At 68.8% G+C, this 17,541-nt stretch carries 9 protein-coding genes and 1 tRNA gene; 1 reads left to right on the forward strand and 9 read right to left on the reverse strand.

Going from position 1 to position 17,541, the window contains the following annotated elements; genetic code table 11:
- Window positions 1-40: 40 nt before the first annotated feature.
- From WG209_RS13875 to WG209_RS13905, 7 genes are all read right to left on the reverse strand, one after another.
- Complete coding sequence (locus WG209_RS13875; protein WP_337175650.1) at window positions 41-277, reverse strand: helix-turn-helix domain-containing protein; 237 nt, start codon at window positions 275-277, stop codon at window positions 41-43.
- 1,630 nt (window positions 278-1,907) lie between these two features.
- Window positions 1,908-4,802, reverse strand: coding sequence for a DEAD/DEAH box helicase (locus WG209_RS13880; RefSeq protein ID WP_337175651.1), 2,895 nt, complete (start codon window positions 4,800-4,802; stop codon window positions 1,908-1,910).
- A gap of 204 nt (window positions 4,803-5,006) precedes the next feature.
- Complete coding sequence (locus WG209_RS13885; protein ID WP_337175652.1) at window positions 5,007-6,095, reverse strand: endonuclease NucS domain-containing protein; 1,089 nt, start codon at window positions 6,093-6,095, stop codon at window positions 5,007-5,009.
- Window positions 6,096-6,101: 6 nt separating this feature from the next.
- Window positions 6,102-7,769 (reverse strand): restriction endonuclease subunit S, encoded by a 1,668-nt coding sequence (locus WG209_RS13890; RefSeq protein WP_337175653.1) that lies wholly within the window; start codon window positions 7,767-7,769, stop codon window positions 6,102-6,104.
- Complete coding sequence (locus WG209_RS13895) at window positions 7,766-9,226, reverse strand: class I SAM-dependent DNA methyltransferase (RefSeq protein ID WP_337175654.1); 1,461 nt, start codon at window positions 9,224-9,226, stop codon at window positions 7,766-7,768. The genes WG209_RS13890 and WG209_RS13895 overlap by 4 nt, the downstream gene beginning before the upstream one ends.
- A gap of 5 nt (window positions 9,227-9,231) precedes the next feature.
- Window positions 9,232-11,685, reverse strand: coding sequence for a DEAD/DEAH box helicase family protein (locus tag WG209_RS13900; protein WP_337175655.1), 2,454 nt, complete (start codon window positions 11,683-11,685; stop codon window positions 9,232-9,234).
- Window positions 11,686-11,883: 198 nt separating this feature from the next.
- Complete coding sequence (locus WG209_RS13905; protein ID WP_337175656.1) at window positions 11,884-12,078, reverse strand: hypothetical protein; 195 nt, start codon at window positions 12,076-12,078, stop codon at window positions 11,884-11,886.
- Window positions 12,079-12,326: 248 nt separating this feature from the next.
- Between WG209_RS13905 and WG209_RS13910 the strand changes: the two genes are divergently transcribed.
- Window positions 12,327-12,402, forward strand: a tRNA-Ser gene (locus WG209_RS13910).
- Window positions 12,403-12,587: 185 nt separating this feature from the next.
- Here WG209_RS13910 and WG209_RS13915 read toward each other — a convergent pair.
- Window positions 12,588-14,171 carry an efflux RND transporter periplasmic adaptor subunit gene (locus tag WG209_RS13915; RefSeq protein ID WP_337175657.1) on the reverse strand — a complete coding sequence of 528 codons (1,584 nt, stop codon included), beginning with the start codon at window positions 14,169-14,171 and terminating at the stop codon, window positions 12,588-12,590.
- Window positions 14,168-17,389: a CusA/CzcA family heavy metal efflux RND transporter gene (locus WG209_RS13920; protein WP_337175658.1), complete on the reverse strand. Its 3,222-nt coding sequence runs from the start codon at window positions 17,387-17,389 to the stop codon at window positions 14,168-14,170. Before WG209_RS13920 ends, WG209_RS13915 begins: the two co-directional genes overlap by 4 nt.
- Window positions 17,390-17,541: the final 152 nt, after the last annotated feature.

Here is a 17,541-nt window from a genome sequence, read left to right on the forward strand (position 1 = left end):
ACCCGGGGGCCGTCCCCGGGGCGCGGGTTGCGGGGCGAGGTCAGGAGCGGGCCCTGCGGCTCGCGGGGCGGGGGGGCGTGCAGCCGGCGGCGACCCAACGGGAGAGGACGTCGGCGTCCCAGCGGACGCAGGAGCCCAGCTTGACGGGGGTCGGCAGCGCGCCCCGGGCGTGCAGCCTCTGGATGGTGCGGACGCTGATCCCGAGGAATCCGGCGGCCTCGCGGGCGTTCAAGAGTCGGGGCGTCGGGCTCGGGGCGAGGTTGGCGGCGGTCGACATCGCGCGTGGTCTCCAAGGTGGTGCCGGGCTCGCGGGAGTCGCAAGCGCGGCGTCAGAGTCCACACTAGCGCACCTGATGTTTTTGCAGGCAGGTCGGTTTCAGGAATTTTTCCAAGAGGGCGACCGGTCGGGGTCGCTTTCCCCGAATCGGCCCCCGGCCGGCGGCTCGCGGCCGGCGGATCGGGCGGGGCGTCCGCCGGGGGGACGGCCCGGGGGAGACGGCGGGGCGGGGCGATCGGCCCCGGCGTCCGCTTCGGTGTGTGTGTCGTGGCGGGCGGGTCGTCGGTCGGCCGGGTCGTCGGGCCCGGGGTGCTCCCCATATCCATGTCATGTAGCGCATCGGGCGCGCGATACCGCGCCCCGGGCCGTCTCGCAAGGGGGGACCGGCGGCCGATCTACGTCGTGATGGACAGCAGATTCCCGCTATTCCGATAGGAAAATGGGGTCGGAATTCCCTGAAATTGCGCGAGCCGGGCCGCTACGTCCGGCGGCCGGGCCCTCAAAACTTTAATCGGGCCCCCTGGGGGCTATTTCTTAAGGGTTGGGCGACGTCGCCATCGAAAGCGACGTGCGGCCATCTTGGGCGACGGGGCGTCGGCCCGGGCGTTCGGGCGTCGTTGTCGATTCCGGGGAGGGCCCCACGTCGTGGGGGGGCCGGGGCGCGGCGGATTGCGCCATCCGTTGCCCAACGGCCGGGGCGTCGGGGGCCGTGGACGTCCGGTCAGTATTCAACAATTAACTTGTAGTTTAAGACGACTTGCTTACGCAAGGTCGTCTCAAACGCGCCCCTGCGGGTCTGCTGCACTGGCGTTCCGCATCCCCTCCGAGCCGCCTTTGGATCGGATGCTGACGCCTCCGATCCAGCCGAAGGGCCCGGGGCGTCGAGCTCAAAGCTGGTTTCCCAGCTTTGCGCGGAAGGCCCCTGGCGCGCCCGCCACGGCGTCTACGCCAACGGCCTTTCCTCGGCTCGGGGGCCTGGGGCGCGTCTGGCGCGATCCTGGGGCGCTTCCCGGGGGCGGGCGCGGCTTCGGGCTCCGGGCGTACAGATTTTGGGGGGCCGACCTGTCGTCAAAGCGCACGAGCCAGCCGCCACGGTCGGGGGTGCGGGGCGCGGTCAACATCTCAGGGGCCCCCGGGGGCGAGGGGTGAAGGCTCGCGGCCCACGGCCCGGCGGCGTCAAGATGGGCGGACCCAACTCGCGGGGCGATCGTCGGGGCGGGCGACGTCGGCCCGGCGGCGAAGTGCGCCGGCGCGTTTCGCTGAGAGGGGCGCTGTACGGCCCCAGGGCGCGTCCGCGGCGGCGGGACGTCGGATCACCCAGGCGACCCCCGGCGGCGCGTCCTGGGGCGCGGGATGAGGCGAGGGGCGGGACGGGTGCTGGCCAGCATGAATTGCGGGCGGATCGGCGTCAAGGATTGGGGGCGGAACGGCGTCCGCTTCGGGGGCCGTCGGGCTCGGGGGCGCGTCGTCCGCTTCGGTCGGGTCGACGGCGTCCCACTCCTACGCTCCTCACGAGGTGGACGAGATTTTGCGGCATGGGGAAAGGGCAGGGCGGGTAGCACTGGTGCGCTCTACACCCTCCCTGAACCCGGAGGTCCTCAGGGTGAATGCATTCGCGTGGCCGCCATTTTTACTGATCGCCCTCTCCTCCACCCGTATCGGTCCCCTCTGGATTCGAGAGCATACGGCAGATGCTTGCGACGAGCTTCTCTATCGCGGTTTCCTGTGGATAGCGTTCAAGGAGCGACCTTGCTACTCGATGTGCATCCTCGAAGTGACCGACTCCCCTGAGCGCCAGGGCGTAGCTAAGGCTCAGCTCCTTCGTCGCCTCCCGTTCATATTTCCGACGTACTGACGCGACCGCCTCTCGCCCCTTCCGAATCGACTCTGCGACCTCGCTCGGGGAGCGGCGCGGCGAGGCCAAGCCCTTCAGCACTTCGCCAAGCGTCACATCCTTGAGCGCGGAAGCGATCTGGGCGAGATACTGCGCGCACAAGCTCGCGGTCTGCTTGTTGTTGGTGGCGGTGGAAACCGCTCTAATCACTGCGGCGACAGCCTTCCTTCGATACCCCGTGGCCCAGCCGGAGACCTGGGCCACCGTCAGGCGCGACGCCTCGACCAGGAGCGGCTTTACGCCGAGGGGGTCCTGAACCTTGGCCAACGCAGCTTCGTCAAGCGAGAGAAACGGCAATTCGTGGTTGAAGGCGGGACTATCCTGACGGTTCCGCTCGAAGATCGAGTCCGCTGCGGCCAGGAGGGCACCCGAATCTCCGGCTGTCGCCGGGTTGGCTAGACACCACCTGCCGATCTCATCCTTCATGATCCGCACCCAGGGACCAACCGGAAGCCCGTAGCGCGCGATGATCGCGTTGCCGTCCAGGGGGCAAGCCTCCTCCGGCTTGACGTCGCACAACTTCTCCTCGGTGGCGTCGATCGCGTGGGAGACGGCCGCGAGGTTCCTCCGGATCCAGCGGAGTACGTATCCGTCCCACAGGGCCTCGGCGAACTCGAAGTGCTGCCTCCAGAGTGGCCCCAGCCGGTTACGCCAACGCTGGCAGAGCTTGAGGGTCGGTTGCGAGGCCATGTTGTTCAATAGCTGCTCGAATAGGTATTCGTGGTGGCGGATGAGCTCCAAGCAGAGCTCGCGTGGTTCACCCCCGAACCCGATGGCGTCGAACGCTTCGGCAGCCACCTCGGCGCTGCGCGCCCCATAAGCGCGGACGGCCTTGAACCCGTACTTCCGTGCCTGCTCGACGAGCCCCGGCACGCCGGCCATCGCGAAGAGGGCCGCCATCCGGAGCATGAGGTCCGGCTTGGCACGCTGGAGGGCCCGCTTGGTCCTCTCGAAGTGGCTCGGACCCTCGTACCCGTCAAACCGAACGGCGGAGAGCTCGGCGAGAGGGCCGAGCCCGATGGGCTTGAGGCACCCGGCTCGCAGCATCTGCTCGAGCCAAAGATGCGGACGTTCGGAAAGGAGACCAGCCTCCACGAAGGCCAGCTTCTCGGCCTGCGTCAGCCTGGAGATCGCCGGCCTCAGGGAACTTAGCCGCTCGGTCGAGCCGGGCCGAGTCAAGTCGACAAGAGCATCCCGGTAGGCGGCAGCGAGGGGACTGCTGACGCCACGGAGGATGCTGTCGAGGGAGGTCTGAGACCTGCCTGTTCTCGCCGGCTCAGTCCGCTCATCAACCTTTCCGAACGGAACCGATTCCGCGCCGTCTGCCAGGGCGTCGGGCCTGGCGACGGATGGGGCTCCGAGCTCGTGGAGATCCCCGGCGGCCACCCCGGGAAGCTTCCGCGCCAGGCTGAAGGAATAGCGGCACTCGGGGCACACCTGGGTGCCGACGTGCGAGACCGCGCCGCACTCCGGGCACCTCTTGCACGACGCCCGCGCCCCCGTCGGGTCGAAGAAATCGCCCTGCTCGAGCTCGTAGTTCGTGATCTCCGCGAGCAGCCCATGCCTGTACGAGTTGCCCGCGTGGTCGAGGATGATGCAGTCCGCCTTCGCGGGCGCCGCACACGGGCGGAGCGCCCGGCCGACCATCTGGACGAAGAGCGTCCGGCTCGCCGTGGGACGCGCGACCACAACGCAGGAGACGGGGGGACAGTCAAAGCCTTCTGAGAGGAGCATGACGTTGCTGACGACGGCCGTCTTGCCCCGGGTCAGGCGGTCTAGGATTGCTTCCCGCTCGTCCTCGGGCACCTGGGCGTCCAGGTGCTCCGCCGCGACTCCGGCACGGGCGAACGCACTGACGAGGTGGCGTGAATGAGCAACGTTGCAGGCGAAGATAATGGTCGAGCGCGGCTTGCCACCCTCGCACGCGTGCTTGCGCCACTGATCGAGCACGTCCCCGACCAGCTTCGGGCGCTCCATGATCTCCGCGGCTTGGTCTTCGTCGAACTCTCCGCCGCGGCACCGGACCGTGCTGAAGTCGGGCAAGTCCCGCGGGAGGAAGACGCGTGGCCGAACGAGGTACCCTTGCCCGATCAGGAACGGGTAGTTCGCGACCGCGACGATCGCGTCGAACAACGAGCCGAGCTTCCTGCCCGTTAGCCTCCAGGGGGTTGCGGTCAGCCCGAGGACTTGGGCGTCCGGGTGGGATTCGATGATCCGGAGATACGTCTCGGCTGTGGCGTGGTGGGCCTCGTCGATGACCAGCAGCCCGACCGCGTCGAGAGGCTGGCGCCGCGCTAGCGTCTGGACGCTGGCGACCTGGACCGGGTACCTCGGGTTGTAGTCGCCCACGCCCGCCTTAATGATGCCGTGCCGGACTCTGTAGTCGCGCGCCAGGTGCTGAGAGGCCTGCCGGATCAACTCGGAGCGGTGGGCAATCCACAAGCAGCGTTTCCCCTGGTCCACGGCCTGCCGAACGAAGTGGCAGCCAACCGCGGTCTTTCCAGATCCAGTCGGGGCGACGAGCAATACAGCCGTCTTCCCCAAACGGTACTCGCCCTCCAACTCGTCCACCGCCTTCAGCTGGTAGGGACGAAGCCGGAAGTCGGAGTCGGAGGACGTAGGATGCTTCACCTTCGGAGCCCCTCGTTGACGTCTTAAGCCTTCACCATGTTGTCAGTCCGGCCTGATTTTTGATTAGGTTGTCATCAACCATTCCAGCGGATTGGTCCAGGGCGCGGCTCGCCGCGCCCTGGTTCGAGGGACGTGCGCCAGGTACAGCCGGAACCACCCGGTAGTGCGGCGAACCGGCGGATTCGGATGGCGTCTTGGGTCCCGTCACACTGATTCGAAGGCTAAGAACTTCTCCTTCAGGCGTTCCACGGTGGTGCGCCACTTCGGGGTCGTCGGCTTGCAGACGGTGTTCTGGTTCCCGAACAGGCCGATCTCGGCGAACGCCTGGGCGACGGGGAGGGTCTGCAGCCAGCGGACGGGCACGAAGTACTCGCACTTCGCCGGGTCGTCCAGGAACTCGCGGTGGTAGTCGCCCTTCCTGGCGACGTCGAGCACCGGGACCTCGCCCTCGGGGGCGACGCGGAACTCCGCCGCGGGCTGGGCGCGACCGGTCACGCGGCCGACGCCGACGAAGCCGGCGTTGGGGACCTTGACCCAGATGCGGTCGCCGGGGGCGAGGATCTGGAGGGTCTTGCTGTACCAGGCGCCGCCGCCGGCGCAGAGGAAGCCGTACGTGATCGCCTCCTCCCAGGAGCGCTCCGGGCCGTGGCCGAAGGAGGCGTAAAACTCACTGTTCCAGGGCTCGCTCGGGCCCTCGGGGGTAGCGGCCGCGGCGCTGACCTGGGTGCGCACCGGGTCGAGGAGCCAGGCGCGGCTTAGGAGCTGCTCCGCCCCGTGGGAGAAGACCTGGAAGAAGAGGACGTTGATGGCGATGTCGCGGGCGCTCAGGTAGGCGACGATCCGCTCGGTGCTCTCGTCGAGCGCCGAGGCCACGATGATGATCTCGTGGGCGTGGTTCAGGGCGTCCTCGTCCAGGTCCTGGCCGAAGCGGGCGCGGAAGTCGTCGCCGAGGCTCCGCCCCGGCGCGAACCGCCCGTAGATGGCGGCGACCTCGTCGTCGCGCAGCCGCTCGACCCAGCTCGCGTAGTCGAGCGCCTGGGCCACCACCTCGCGCGGCGTGCGGTCGCGCTTCAGCTCGATGAGCACCAGGGCGCCGTCGGGGGCGACCGCCAGGAGGTCGATGCGGCCCCCGAACCCGGTGTCCTCCTGCCGGCCGATCAGCATCCACTCGTCGGAGAGCATCCGCGGCGCGGCGACGATCATGTCCTCCAGGAGCTGCTCCTTCGCGAGCGACGACTCGGCGAGGGCCTCGGGCTGGGGGCCGATCTTCCAGATGGCGTGGCGGATGGGCATGAAGAACTAACGCTCGTCAACGGAGCGGAGTAATTGGTCGAGGGCGGATCCAAGGAGGCGCCGGCTTCGCTCCCGAGCGGTTTCGAGTTGGTTCTCCATTTGGTCACAGATACTAAGCAGCTGATCGAGGCTAGTGACGATGCGGAGCTGCTCAGCAAGAGGGGGTACAGGGATTACGACCTTCCCGATCTGGACCTGAGACACTTTCCAGAGGCCGACAGCCGTCTTAGCGAGGTGCCTGATCTGTACCCTGATGAACTCGGCGTTCCACACGCGACTGAACCACTCTAGCGAGATCGAAGGCTTCAGGCGGACCCGGATCATGGTGTCCGGAAATATAGTGAGTTCGTCCGGTGTCTGCTTCACGACACCTCCTCGAGCGACCAATTCTTGACTACCGTTTCCTCTTGCAAGCAAGAAGTCGCCCGCAGATAGAGCCACTCGCGCAGCACGGTCCCGATCCAGGGGCAGATACCGCACGACCGAAGTGTCTATTCCTTCCTGGGTGATCGCATTGAGCTTCAGTGCGCGAACACCAGGTGGCTCGTCCTGGCCCTTGATCGAGATGCCGTTAACCATCTTCTCCCGGATGAGTTGGTCAACCTGCGCCCAACGCCATCGAGCGGGCAGAAGGAATTCTGCTCCATCAAAGAGAGGAGGTTCCCTGTGTCCAGGAGGAAGAAGGCACGGCTCGTCAGTGGGGTCTTGGTGGACAAGCTTCCCTTGGGCAGCGAGGTCGAGGATCGTCTGACGCAACTGCGGAACCTGACTCGGACAAGTTGTAAGCCGAGGTAGGTGCTCGAAGAAGAACCGAGCGTGGCGGCGGAGGGTGTCAGCGTCGGTATCGGCCCGTCCTAGGCGCCGGAGTGAGGCGGTCGCTAGCCTAGCCCGTCGCCTCTCACGCTCCGCCTGGGCCGCCTCCAGCCGGTCGCAGAGGGCTATCAGCTCGTCTACCCTAGCAACGATGCGTCGCTGCTCTTCGAGCGGCGGCAGACAGAGGAGCAGGTTCTCGAGCTTGCCCTTCGTGATGTGCTGCAAGCCGACTCCCCCGTGCGCCTTGGAGATCATCTCGTCGAGACGGCCGTTGATCGCGATCTGCAGAAACCTGTCGAAGTAGAGCGTGTCCTTCTGCTCGCAGCGGAAGATGTGCTGGTTCAGCGCGGCACGGCCGCGTCGCCAGATGAACGCCCCGAAGGATGTCCCAGGAGTTCCCGACCAGCTGATCAGGAAGCTGCCCGAGTCGATGATGTGCCGAGCCTCGGTCGTCGCCTCGTCGCAGTAGTTGTGCGGTGCGCCGGGGTTGTTGAGATTCTGGATCCTGACGATCGGCAACCCCTTCGGCAGCCAATCGCTCGGCTTGAAGGCTCGGCCGTTCACCATCTCGAGGACGTCACCGAGCCGCTTCCATCTCCAGCTGTCGGGGAGCATGTACGGCCCGATCACATCGGGTTCCGCGACCTCTTGAGGAGAACCCCGACTAACCCGCCTCCTTCGCGGACGGCCGGAGGCTTCCAGCGAGAAGCTCACCGGCTCGTCTAGTGGAGCTTCGCTCGGGTCCTGCGCGACCAGCTTGCCGCGGACAGCGAGCTCCAGGATCAACCGCCGAAGTTGTGGGACCGCGTTGGGGGCCTCGCTTAACCGGTCGAAGTGTTCGAGGAGTTGCGCCGAGGTCATCGCAGCAACGCCCCCTCCAGAATGGTCCGGAGCCGGTCGCGCAGCTCGGCCACCTGGCGCTCGGACTCGTCGAGCTTCGACAGCAGCTCCTCGGGGTCGCCGTGGTCCTCGTCGACGGTGTGCGGGTTCTTGACGTCGAGGTTGTAGCCCCGGGCCCTCAACTCGTCGGCCGTGACGCGCCAGGCCACCTCGGTCTCGACACGCCCCTCGCGCGTCGCCCCGCCCCACCAGGCGACGCAGGGATGGAGGTGCTCGACGCGGATGGGCCTTGTCATCGAGTACGCTTTCTGGCCCTCGGGCACGCGGTGCTCGTAGTACCAGACCTCCCGCGTCGGCTCGCCCTTCTCGAAGAACAGCAGGTTCGTGCCGATGCTCGCGTAGGGCCGGAACACGCTGTTGGGCAGCCTCACGATCGTGTGCAGGTTGCACTCCTCGAGCAGGTGCTCCTTCAGCCGCGTCTTGACGCCCTCGCCGAAGAGGGTGCCGTCGGGCAGCACCACCGCGGCGCGGCCCCCGGGCCGGAGCAGTCGGATGATCAGCGCCAGGAACAGGTCGGCGGTCTCGCGGGTCTGGAAGTGCCGCGGGAAGTTCGACTCGATCCCGTCCTCCTCGCGCCCGCCGAAAGGCGGGTTGGTGAGCACCACGTCCACCCGGTCCTCGGTGCCGTAGCTGACGTAGGGGCGCGCCAGCGTGTTGTCGTGGCGGACGAAGCTCGGGTCCTCGATCCCGTGCAGGAGCATGTTCGTCACGCAGAGCATGTGCGGGAGCGGCTTCTTCTCGACGGCCCGGAGGCCCTCCTGCATCCGCCGTTCGTCCTCGACCGCCTTGACGTAGCGGTCCCGCATGTGGCGGACGGCCGACGTGAGGAACCCGCCGGTGCCGCACGCGGGGTCGAGGAGGACCTCGCCGGGCCTCGGGTCGATCCGCTCGGCCATGAACGCCGTTACGCCGCGGGGGGTGTAGTACTCCCCCGCGTTCCCGGCGCTCTGGAGGTCGTTGAGGACCTGCTCGTAGACGTCGCCGAAGTGCTGGCGCTCTGCGAGCTGGTTGAAGTCCACCCCGTTGATCTTGTTCACGACCTGCCGCATGAGCTGGCCGGACTTCATGTAGTTGTAGGCGTCCTCGAACACGTCGCGGACGACGCGGCGGCGATCCCCCCGCGCCGGCCCCGAGGCGGGCAGCGCCTTGAGCTGGGGGAACAGCGTGCCGTTGACGAACTCTAGGAGCGCCTCGCCGGTGAGCCCCTCGGGGTCGGCCGCCCAGGACTGCCACCGGAGCGGCTCGGGGATCGGCGAGCGGTACCCGGGGTCGAGCAGCTCGAGCTCCTGGTCCTGGTCGTCGATGATCTTCAGGAAGAACATCCAGCACAGCTGCGAGATGCGCTGGGCGTCGCCGTCGACGCCGGCGTCCTGCCGCATGATGTCCTGGATCGACTTGACGATGGTGCGGACCGACATGAGCCTCAGGCGGCCTCCGGGTACAGGGCGGACTGCAGCTCGTGCACGGCGCGCTCGAAGTCGGCGCGGGAGCCGAACTGGCGGATGAGCTGCAGCGGGGTGCCCATCTTATCGAACGGGGGGACCTGGAGGATACGGGGGTCGTCGAGCTTGTTCGCCCCCTCGTCCTGGTACTTCCGGAGCAGCGCCTCCAGGACCGCCCGCGCCTGGTCGCCGTAGCGAGTGAACACGTCGCGCTTGCGGACGTTCTCCGCGCGCTCGCGACGAGTCAGCGGCGGCCGGTCGAACGCGACGTGGCAGATCAGGTCGAAGGGGTCGAGGTCCTTGCCCAGCTCCTCGGCGACGGCGTCGAGGGGCAGCCCCTCGGTGGCGAGCTCGTCGAGGATCGCCTGCTTGCGCTCGGCCGCCCCCCAGCGGCCCAGGAAGTCGTCGAGGCTGGCGAACCGCTTCCTCAGAGCCCGCTTGGTGAAGTCCCGGAGGCTCTCGGTCACGAGCTTGCCGTCCTCGTCGAGGTACTCGACGCGCTCGGCCAGGACGCTCGCCGGGACCCCGTCCACGTAGACCTTCCGGCGCCTGCCACCCCCTGGCCGGTCGCCCCCCTCGGGCGCCGTGCCGTCGACCACCCGCTCGTCCTCGCCGGGCTCGGGGCCGATCGGCTCGCCGTCCTCGTCGGTCGGCGCGTCGACCTCGGGGGGCGTCACCGGGTCGCCCTCTCCCGGCTCGTTGACCTGGACGGGCTCGCCGTCGAACTCGGGGTCGGCGAAGTGGCTCGTGGCACCGCGGAAGTCCATGAGGGTGAAGTAGTACTTCTTCGTGTCCTCGTGGACGCGGGTGCCCCGGCCGACGATCTGCTTGAACTCGGTCATCGAGCCCACGGCGCGGTCGAGCACGATGAGCCGGCAAGTCTGGGCGTCGACCCCCGTGGAGAGCAGCCGCGAGGTCGTCACCAGGACGGGGTACTTCGCCTCCGGGTCGATGAAGTTCCCCAGCTCCGCCTGGCCTTCGGCGTCGCCGCCGGTGATCCGCATGACGTAGCGGTGGTTCTGGGCGCAGAGGTCGCGGTTCTCGTTCACCAGCGCCTGGCGCATCCGCGCCGCGTGCTCCTCGTCGACGCAGAAGACGATGGTCTTCTGGAACCGGTCGCCGCCCTCCCTGAGGAACTGGGTGACCTTCCGCGCGACGAGCCTCGTGCGGTCGTCGATGACGAGCGTGCGGTCGAAGTCCGTGCGGTTGTAGAGGCGGTCCTCGACCTCGGCCCCCTCGCGGTCGAGCTTCCCGCGCTCGGGCCGGTATCCCTCGACGTCCAGGTCGATGTGGACCTTGACCACCTTGTAGGGGGCGAGGAAGCCGTCGCGGATGCCCTGCTTGAGCGAGTAGGTGAAGACGGGCTTGCCGAAGTAGTCGATGTTCGAGACGTACTTCGTCTCCCTCGGCGTGGCGGTCAGGCCGATCTGCGTGGCCGAGCCGAAGTACTCGAGGATCTCGCGCCAGGCGGAGTCCTCGGCGGCGCTGCCCCGGTGGCACTCGTCGATGACGATCAGGTCGAAGAAGCCGGGCGAGAACTCGCGGTAGAGCTTCTGCCGCTCCTCCGGCCCGGTGATCGCCTGGTAGAGGCCCAGGTAGACCTCGAACGCGGTGTCGATGCGGCGTCGCCTGTCGAGGGCGCTCGGGACCGCGACGGCGGCGCCGTCGTCCCGCCCGATCGTCTTCGCGCCGGTGCTGAGCTTCGCCATCGCCGGGCCGAATGGGCGGAAGTCGTTGACCATCGTCTGGTCGACGAGGACGTTGCGGTCGGCGAGGAACAGGATCCGCTTCTTCCGCCCGCCCTTCCAGAGCCGCCAGATGATCTGGAAGGCGGTGTAGGTCTTGCCGGTGCCGGTGGCCATCACCAGGAGCACGCGGTCCTGCCCCCGGGCGATCGCCTCGGTGGCGGCGTTAATGGCATTGACCTGGTAGTAGCGCGGCGCCTTGCCGCTGCCGTCGTCGTAGTAGTCCTGCAGGACGACCTTCTGCGCCTCCGGGGTGAGCCCCTTCCAGGCGCAGTAGCGCGACCAGAGCTCCTCAGGCGAGGGGAACGCGTCCAGGGCGAGGTTTGCCTCGATCACGCCCGCCGTGCCGGTGCGGTCGTGGAACAGGAAGCCGTCGCCGTTGGAGGAGAAGGCGAAGGGGACCTCCAGGGCCTCGGCGTAGTCTAGCGCCTGCTGGATCCCGTCGCCGACGCTGTGGTTGTTGTCCTTCGCCTCGACGACCGCCACGGGGATGTTCGGCTTGAAGTAGAGCACGAAGTCGGCGCGCCGCGCCCGGCCGCGCGTGACGAGCTTGCCGCGGACGATGATCCGCCCCTTGGTAAAGCCGACCTCCTCGCGGATCTGCGTCGCCGCGTCCCACCCCGCCGCCACCAGCGCCGGGGTGATGAACTGGGTGCAGACATCGCGTTCGCTGAGGAGGGACTTGTCCATCGGCGGCTCCCATTGACGGAGAGAGCCACCTCGGTCGCGGAGGCTCCTCGGACGCGGGGCCCACCTCTCCCCCGCGCTCTCCTCTCTCCGAGCGGCGGGGAGGGCGAGCGGCGGCGCCCGCGGGACCCCATGATAGGGCGATCGGTGTCGATCCGCCAGCGCGTGCCGCATCGCCCGGGGTTCCTCCTGCCACTAGAGTCAACGCGGGAAGGGCTCGCGTAGCACGAAGCCTGTCGTGTCCAGGTGCCCCGGGCCGGTCTTCACGCGGAGACCGACGACCCTGGACGCGGGGCCCCGGGAGGACCGGAGCCGCTTTCGGGCGAAGAACGCCAGGACCATCCTGTCGCAGATCCGGCGGGTGGCGGTGCCGCTGCTGAGGCGGAAGCCGGGCAAGGGCAGCGGAGTATTGCACCTATAGTCCGGTAGCCCAGCAGAGAACCGATGCTAGGGTGTCCGACGGACGGGTACAACTACGCCGTGTCGTCGGGCCGAACGGCCCGAACCATTGCGAGGATTCCGGCCCGGACGGTCTTGGGAAGATCGGGCCAAGCTTCGACGAGCAGATCGAGCTCAGGATCCGTAGGACATTCGTCGATGGGCAAATAGTGGGCAGCCGGCGTCCTGGCAATTCGTAAGTCATTGCCGGATTGACCTTTGCTGGCTCCTCCGGGCTGACTCTTAATCAGCGGGTTGAAGGTTCGAGTCCTTCGGGGGGCACTTGACATCAAGGGGCTTTCTACAAGTCCTTGGCGTCTGTCAGCGGTCGTCGGATGAGTCCCGTCTCTCGGGACGCCATCCGGGAGCAAACTCCCGGACCTTCCAGTCCACTCGTGACAGGGAAGGTTCGCATATGCCGCGCATTTTTGGGCCTTGCTTTCGCGTCCGACGTGGCCCTGGCGCGTTCAGATCCCTGGTCGTCGTGTTCGACTTCGGCTCCGAGCGCGACGAGGCGTCATGCCGCAGCGGCGTGCTGATGGCCTGAGGTCAAGATCGGCGTTCGGGAGGTACTCTCCCGCTCGACTCAACGGGCTCCAGGATCCCGGCATTCGGTGTCGGGCAGGCGTTGGATCGTCGCCTCCCTGGGCCGCACGGACCAGCGGCACGCCGTCGAGGTGGGGCGGCATACGGCATGGCGCGGCCGGGCGCAGGCGGCGGTGCCCGGCGGCCCGAGGCGCCCTGGCGGGCGGCTGGGATTGGAGGACGCCGCGAGGTCCCGCCGGGGCCGGCCCGGACGTTTGCGCCGGCCCGATCCGACCGAAGATCTCGGCGAGCAGCAGGCTGCCCGTCGTGACGACGACCTCGCCGGGACGCAGGCCCGCCGCGATGACGACCCGGCTGGCCTGCTCGCGTGCGACGGTCACCGTCCTTTGCTCGAAATCATCGACGTGGTCGGGGCCGCGGACGTAGACATGGCTGGCGCCGTCGGCCACGACCAGGGCGATGCGGGGGATCTCGACGTATCCCTCCGTCGGCGGGACGTCGAGCAGCGTGCGGACGAGCATGTCGGCCTTGAAACGGCGATCGGGGTTCGCGATCGTCCCGCGGATTCTCACGGCGCGGGTCTCGGGGTCGACGCTGTCGGCGATGTACTCGACCCGCCCGGGGACCGACTCTGCCCGGTAGGGGAACTGGACCTCCCAGGAGAGGCCCGCGCGGACCAGCCCGAGGTCGCTCTCGTAGACGTTGCCCCACACCCAGAGGTGGTCCAGCTGCGCGATCGTCAGGAGGACGTTCTCCGGGCCGTAGAGGTTCCCGGGGACCGCGTCGCGATTGATGACGATGCCGGCGGTCGGCGAGCGGATCGTCAACTCGGCCTTGGCCGTCCCGTCCTCGGAGGCGATCTCGGCGATCTGCTCGGCGGTCAGGCCGTAGACGAGCAGCTTGTCGCGGGCCACCATGTAGGCCAACCGGCTCTGGATCTCGGCGCTCTGGGTGTCGGCCCAGACCTGCCGGGAGATGGCCCCTTCGTTGGCCAGCGGCTCGCGGGTGCCGAGCAGGCGCCGGTCGTGCCGCCACCGGGTCTCGGCGGTCTGGTAGTCGGTCTTGGCCTCGGCCAGGGACGCGCTGTAGAGGACGACGAGCGGATCGCCCTGCTTGACCGGGTGCCCGAGCGCGACGTCGACCCGGCTGACCAGGGCGTCGAAGCGCGGCCGGACCCTGGTCAGGGTGTCGGGGTCGTAGGCGGTGGTGCCGAGCAGCTCGATGCGGATCGGCTCGGTCTGGGCCCGGACGACCGCGGTGCCGAGGCCGATGGCCGCCTGTTGATCGGCCGGCACGACGAGCCGGCCGTCGGGCGTCGGCCGCGGGCCGCGGTCGGCGGGGGCGTGGACCAGGTTCTCCCGGGCCTCGTGCCCCGGGGCGAGCCCGAGCCGGTCCACGACGCGGCGGATCGTCGGGTCGGTCCAGCCGCGCTGGTAGGCCAGCACTGTGATCAGGACGAACCCCAGGGCCAGGGAGGAGAGCAGGATCGACCGCCTGGGGATCATGCTGCCTCCGGGACCGGGCCGAGGGGGTTCGGGCCGGCGTCGGCCGCCGCGTCGTCGGGCCGCGGGGCGAACTCCGGGGCCGGCCCCGGGAAGTAGCTGTAGAGGACAGGCATCAGGTAGCGGGTCAGGACGAGCGTGACCAGCATGCCGCCGACGACCACGATCGCCAGGGGCCTCTGGGCCTGCGAGCCGATCGACGTGGCCATCGCGGCGGGCAGCAGCCCCAGGATCGCCGTCAGCGAGGTCATCATGACCGGGCGGATCCGCAGCTCGGCGCCGCGCAGGATCGCCTCGCGGACCCCGAGCCCTTCGGCCCGCTGCTGGTTGAAGTAGCTGATCATCAGCACGCCGTCCTGCACGGACACGCCGAAGATCGAGATGAACCCCACGGCCGCGGAGATCGAGAAAGGGGTGCCGGTGAGCTTCAGCGCCCAGACGCCGCCGATCGTGGCGGCGACGACGTTGACCATCACCAGCAGCGTGTCCTTGGCCGAGTTGAACGCCGTGTACAGCAGGACCAGGATCATGCCCACCGACAGCGGCACGATCCAGGCCAGGCGGGCGTACGACTCCCGCATCTGGGCGAACTCGCCCGACCATTCGACCCGATAGCCCGACGGCGGCAGGCCGGCCCCGGCGACCCGGCGCTGGGCCTCGGCGATCGTCGAGGCGAGGTCGCGGCCCTGGACGCTGAACCGGATGGGCAGGAAGCGGCGGTTGTTCTCGCGGTAGATCGTCGTGGCGCCGGGCTCGTGGGGCCGGATCTCCGCCACCTGGGACAGCGGGACGCGCCGCCCCGGCCTCCCCGAGGCCGCCGGGACGTCGATCGGGATGCGCGCGATCTCCGCCGGGCTGTCGCGCCGCTCCTCGGGCAACCTCAGGACGATGTCGAAGAGCTTCTCCCCCTCGACCATCTGGGAGAACGGCCGGCCGCCGATGGCCACCTGGACGGCCTCCTCGACGTCGGCGACGTTCAGGCCGAACCGGTTGCAGGCGGCGCGGTCGATCTCGATGACGAAGTTCGGCTGGCCGACGACGTGGAACAGGCCGACGTTCCGCACGCCCGGCACGTCGCGCAGGATCTCGACGATCCGCCGCCCCGCGTTCTCCAGGGTGGCCAGGTCGCCGCCGAAGACCTTCACCGAGTTCGCCCCCTTGACCCCCGAGAGGGCCTCCTGGACGTTGTCGCGGATCAGCTGCGAGAAGCTGAAGGAGACGCCGGGGAACCTGTCGAACCGCCTCGTCAGGTCGTCCTGGATCGCCTGGCGGGTCACCCCGGGGCGCCACTCGGACATCGGCCGGAGCGGGACGTTGAACTCCAGGTTGGAGAAGCCGGTGACGTCGGTGCCGTCGTCGGGGCGGCCGACGTGCGACATGACGCCGCGGACCTCCGGGACCTCGGCGATGGCGGCCCGGAGCCGCGGGGCGAGGCGGGCGGCCTCCTCGCGCGCGATCGTCGGCGGCAGCGTGGCCCGGATCCAGAGGTTCCCCTCCTCCAGCTCGGGCATGAACTCGCCGCCCAGCCTCGGGATGATCGCCGCCGTCGCGGCGAGCAGGATCGCCATCAGGACGAGGAAGCCGGCCCGGTGGCGCAGCACGTGGTCGACCTCCCGGAGGTAGCTCCGCTTGACCCACCGGTCGACGAACGTCTCCTTCTCCTTCACGTCCCCGCGGAACAGCAACGAGCACAGCACGGGGGCCAGCGTCAGGGCTAGCGCCAGCGCCCCGCCGATCGCGAAGGCGTACGTGTTGGCCATCGGCCCGAACAGCACCCCGGCCGGGCCGGACATCGCGAACAGGGGGATGAACGCGCAGATGATAATCATCGTCGAGAAGAACAGCGGCCGCCGGATCTCCTCGGAGGCCTCGATGATCAGGTCGATCAGCGGCCTCGACCCGCCTTCGCCGTGCTCGGCGACGTGGCGGTAGATGTTCTCGACGATGATCACCGAGCTGTCCACGATGATCCCGAAGTCCACCGCGCCGATCGACAGGAGGTTGGCCGACTTGCCCCGCAGGTACAGCGTCGAGATGGTGAACAGCAGCGCCAGGGGGATCGCCAGGGCCACGATCACGGCGCTCCTGAGGTCTCCCATGAAGACCAGCAGGATCGCCATGACCAGGACGATGCCGACGGCGAGGTTGTGCAGGACGTTGTGCGTCGTCGTGTGGACCAGGTCGGCCCGCTGGTTGAAGACCTGGATCGACATGCCCGGGGGGAGCCGCCCCTCGCGCATGATCTCCTCGAACTTGGCGGCGACCCCCTCGGCCGTCGGCAGGGACTGATCCCCCTTGCGCATCAGGACGATGCCCTCGACGACATCGTCCTCGTCGCCGCGGCCGACGAGGCCCAGCCGGGGCTGGTGCCCGACGATCACCCGGGCGACCTGGGCCACGCGGATCGGCGTCCCGTCGGGGGCGGTCGTCAGCAGGACGTCGGCGATGTCGTCGAGCTTCTCGGCCTCGAGGGTCGCCGCCCGGCGGGCGTGGTCGGCGTCGAGCGGGTCGATCCCCCGGCCGAGCAGCCCGAGGGCCCGGACGTTGTGCGACTGGCCCCCGAGGGTCAGGACGTCGCCGCCGACGTTCGCGTTGGACCGCGCGATCGCCCCCTCGACGTCGGCCATGGTCAGGCCGTACTGCCTCAGGGCGCGGGGGTCGAGCAGCACCTGGTATTGCTTGACCGTGCCCCCGAAGCCGGTGACGTCGATGACGCCGGGGACCTGCTTCAGCAGGCGGTTCATCACCCAGTCCTGCGCGGCCTTGAGCTGGTTGATCGTGTAGCCCGGCCCCGAGAGCACATAGCGGACGATCTCGCCGGTCGGGCTCCACGGCGAGAGCCGCGGGTTGACCCCGGGCGGCAGGCCGGCGACGCCCGCGAGCCGGTTCAGGACCTCCTGCCGGGCGGCGAGGTACTCGGTCTCGTACGTGAACTGGCACTTGATGTCGTTGAGCCCGGCGATCGAGGTGCTTCGCAGGTCGACCAGCCCCGGCATGCCGTTCAGGGCCGCCTCCAGCGGGATCCCGACGAGGCGCTCCATCTCCTCGGGGCTGGCGCCGGGATTCTGGCTGATGACCTCGATCAGAGGCGGCGTCGGGTCCGGGTATGCCTCGACGTCGAGGTTGTACGCGGCATGCAGGCCGAACCCGACCAGGCCGAGCGCGGCCAGCAGGACGATCAGCCGGTTGTGGAGGCTCCACGCGATGATGGCCCGGACCATGGCCCGTCGATGCCCCTGGTGCCGCCGGTTCGCTCGGGCGGATCACGCGCCTCGGGCGCGATCGTCTCCCGGGGCGCCTGCCCCGATGGGCGACCGCCGCGGCGACGGGCCGGCCGACGTGAATCATCGGACGGCCGCCCCCGAGGCCCCGG

The sequence above is a fragment of the Paludisphaera sp. genome (genome assembly GCF_037189885.1).
GTDB lineage: Bacteria > Planctomycetota > Planctomycetia > Isosphaerales > Isosphaeraceae > Paludisphaera.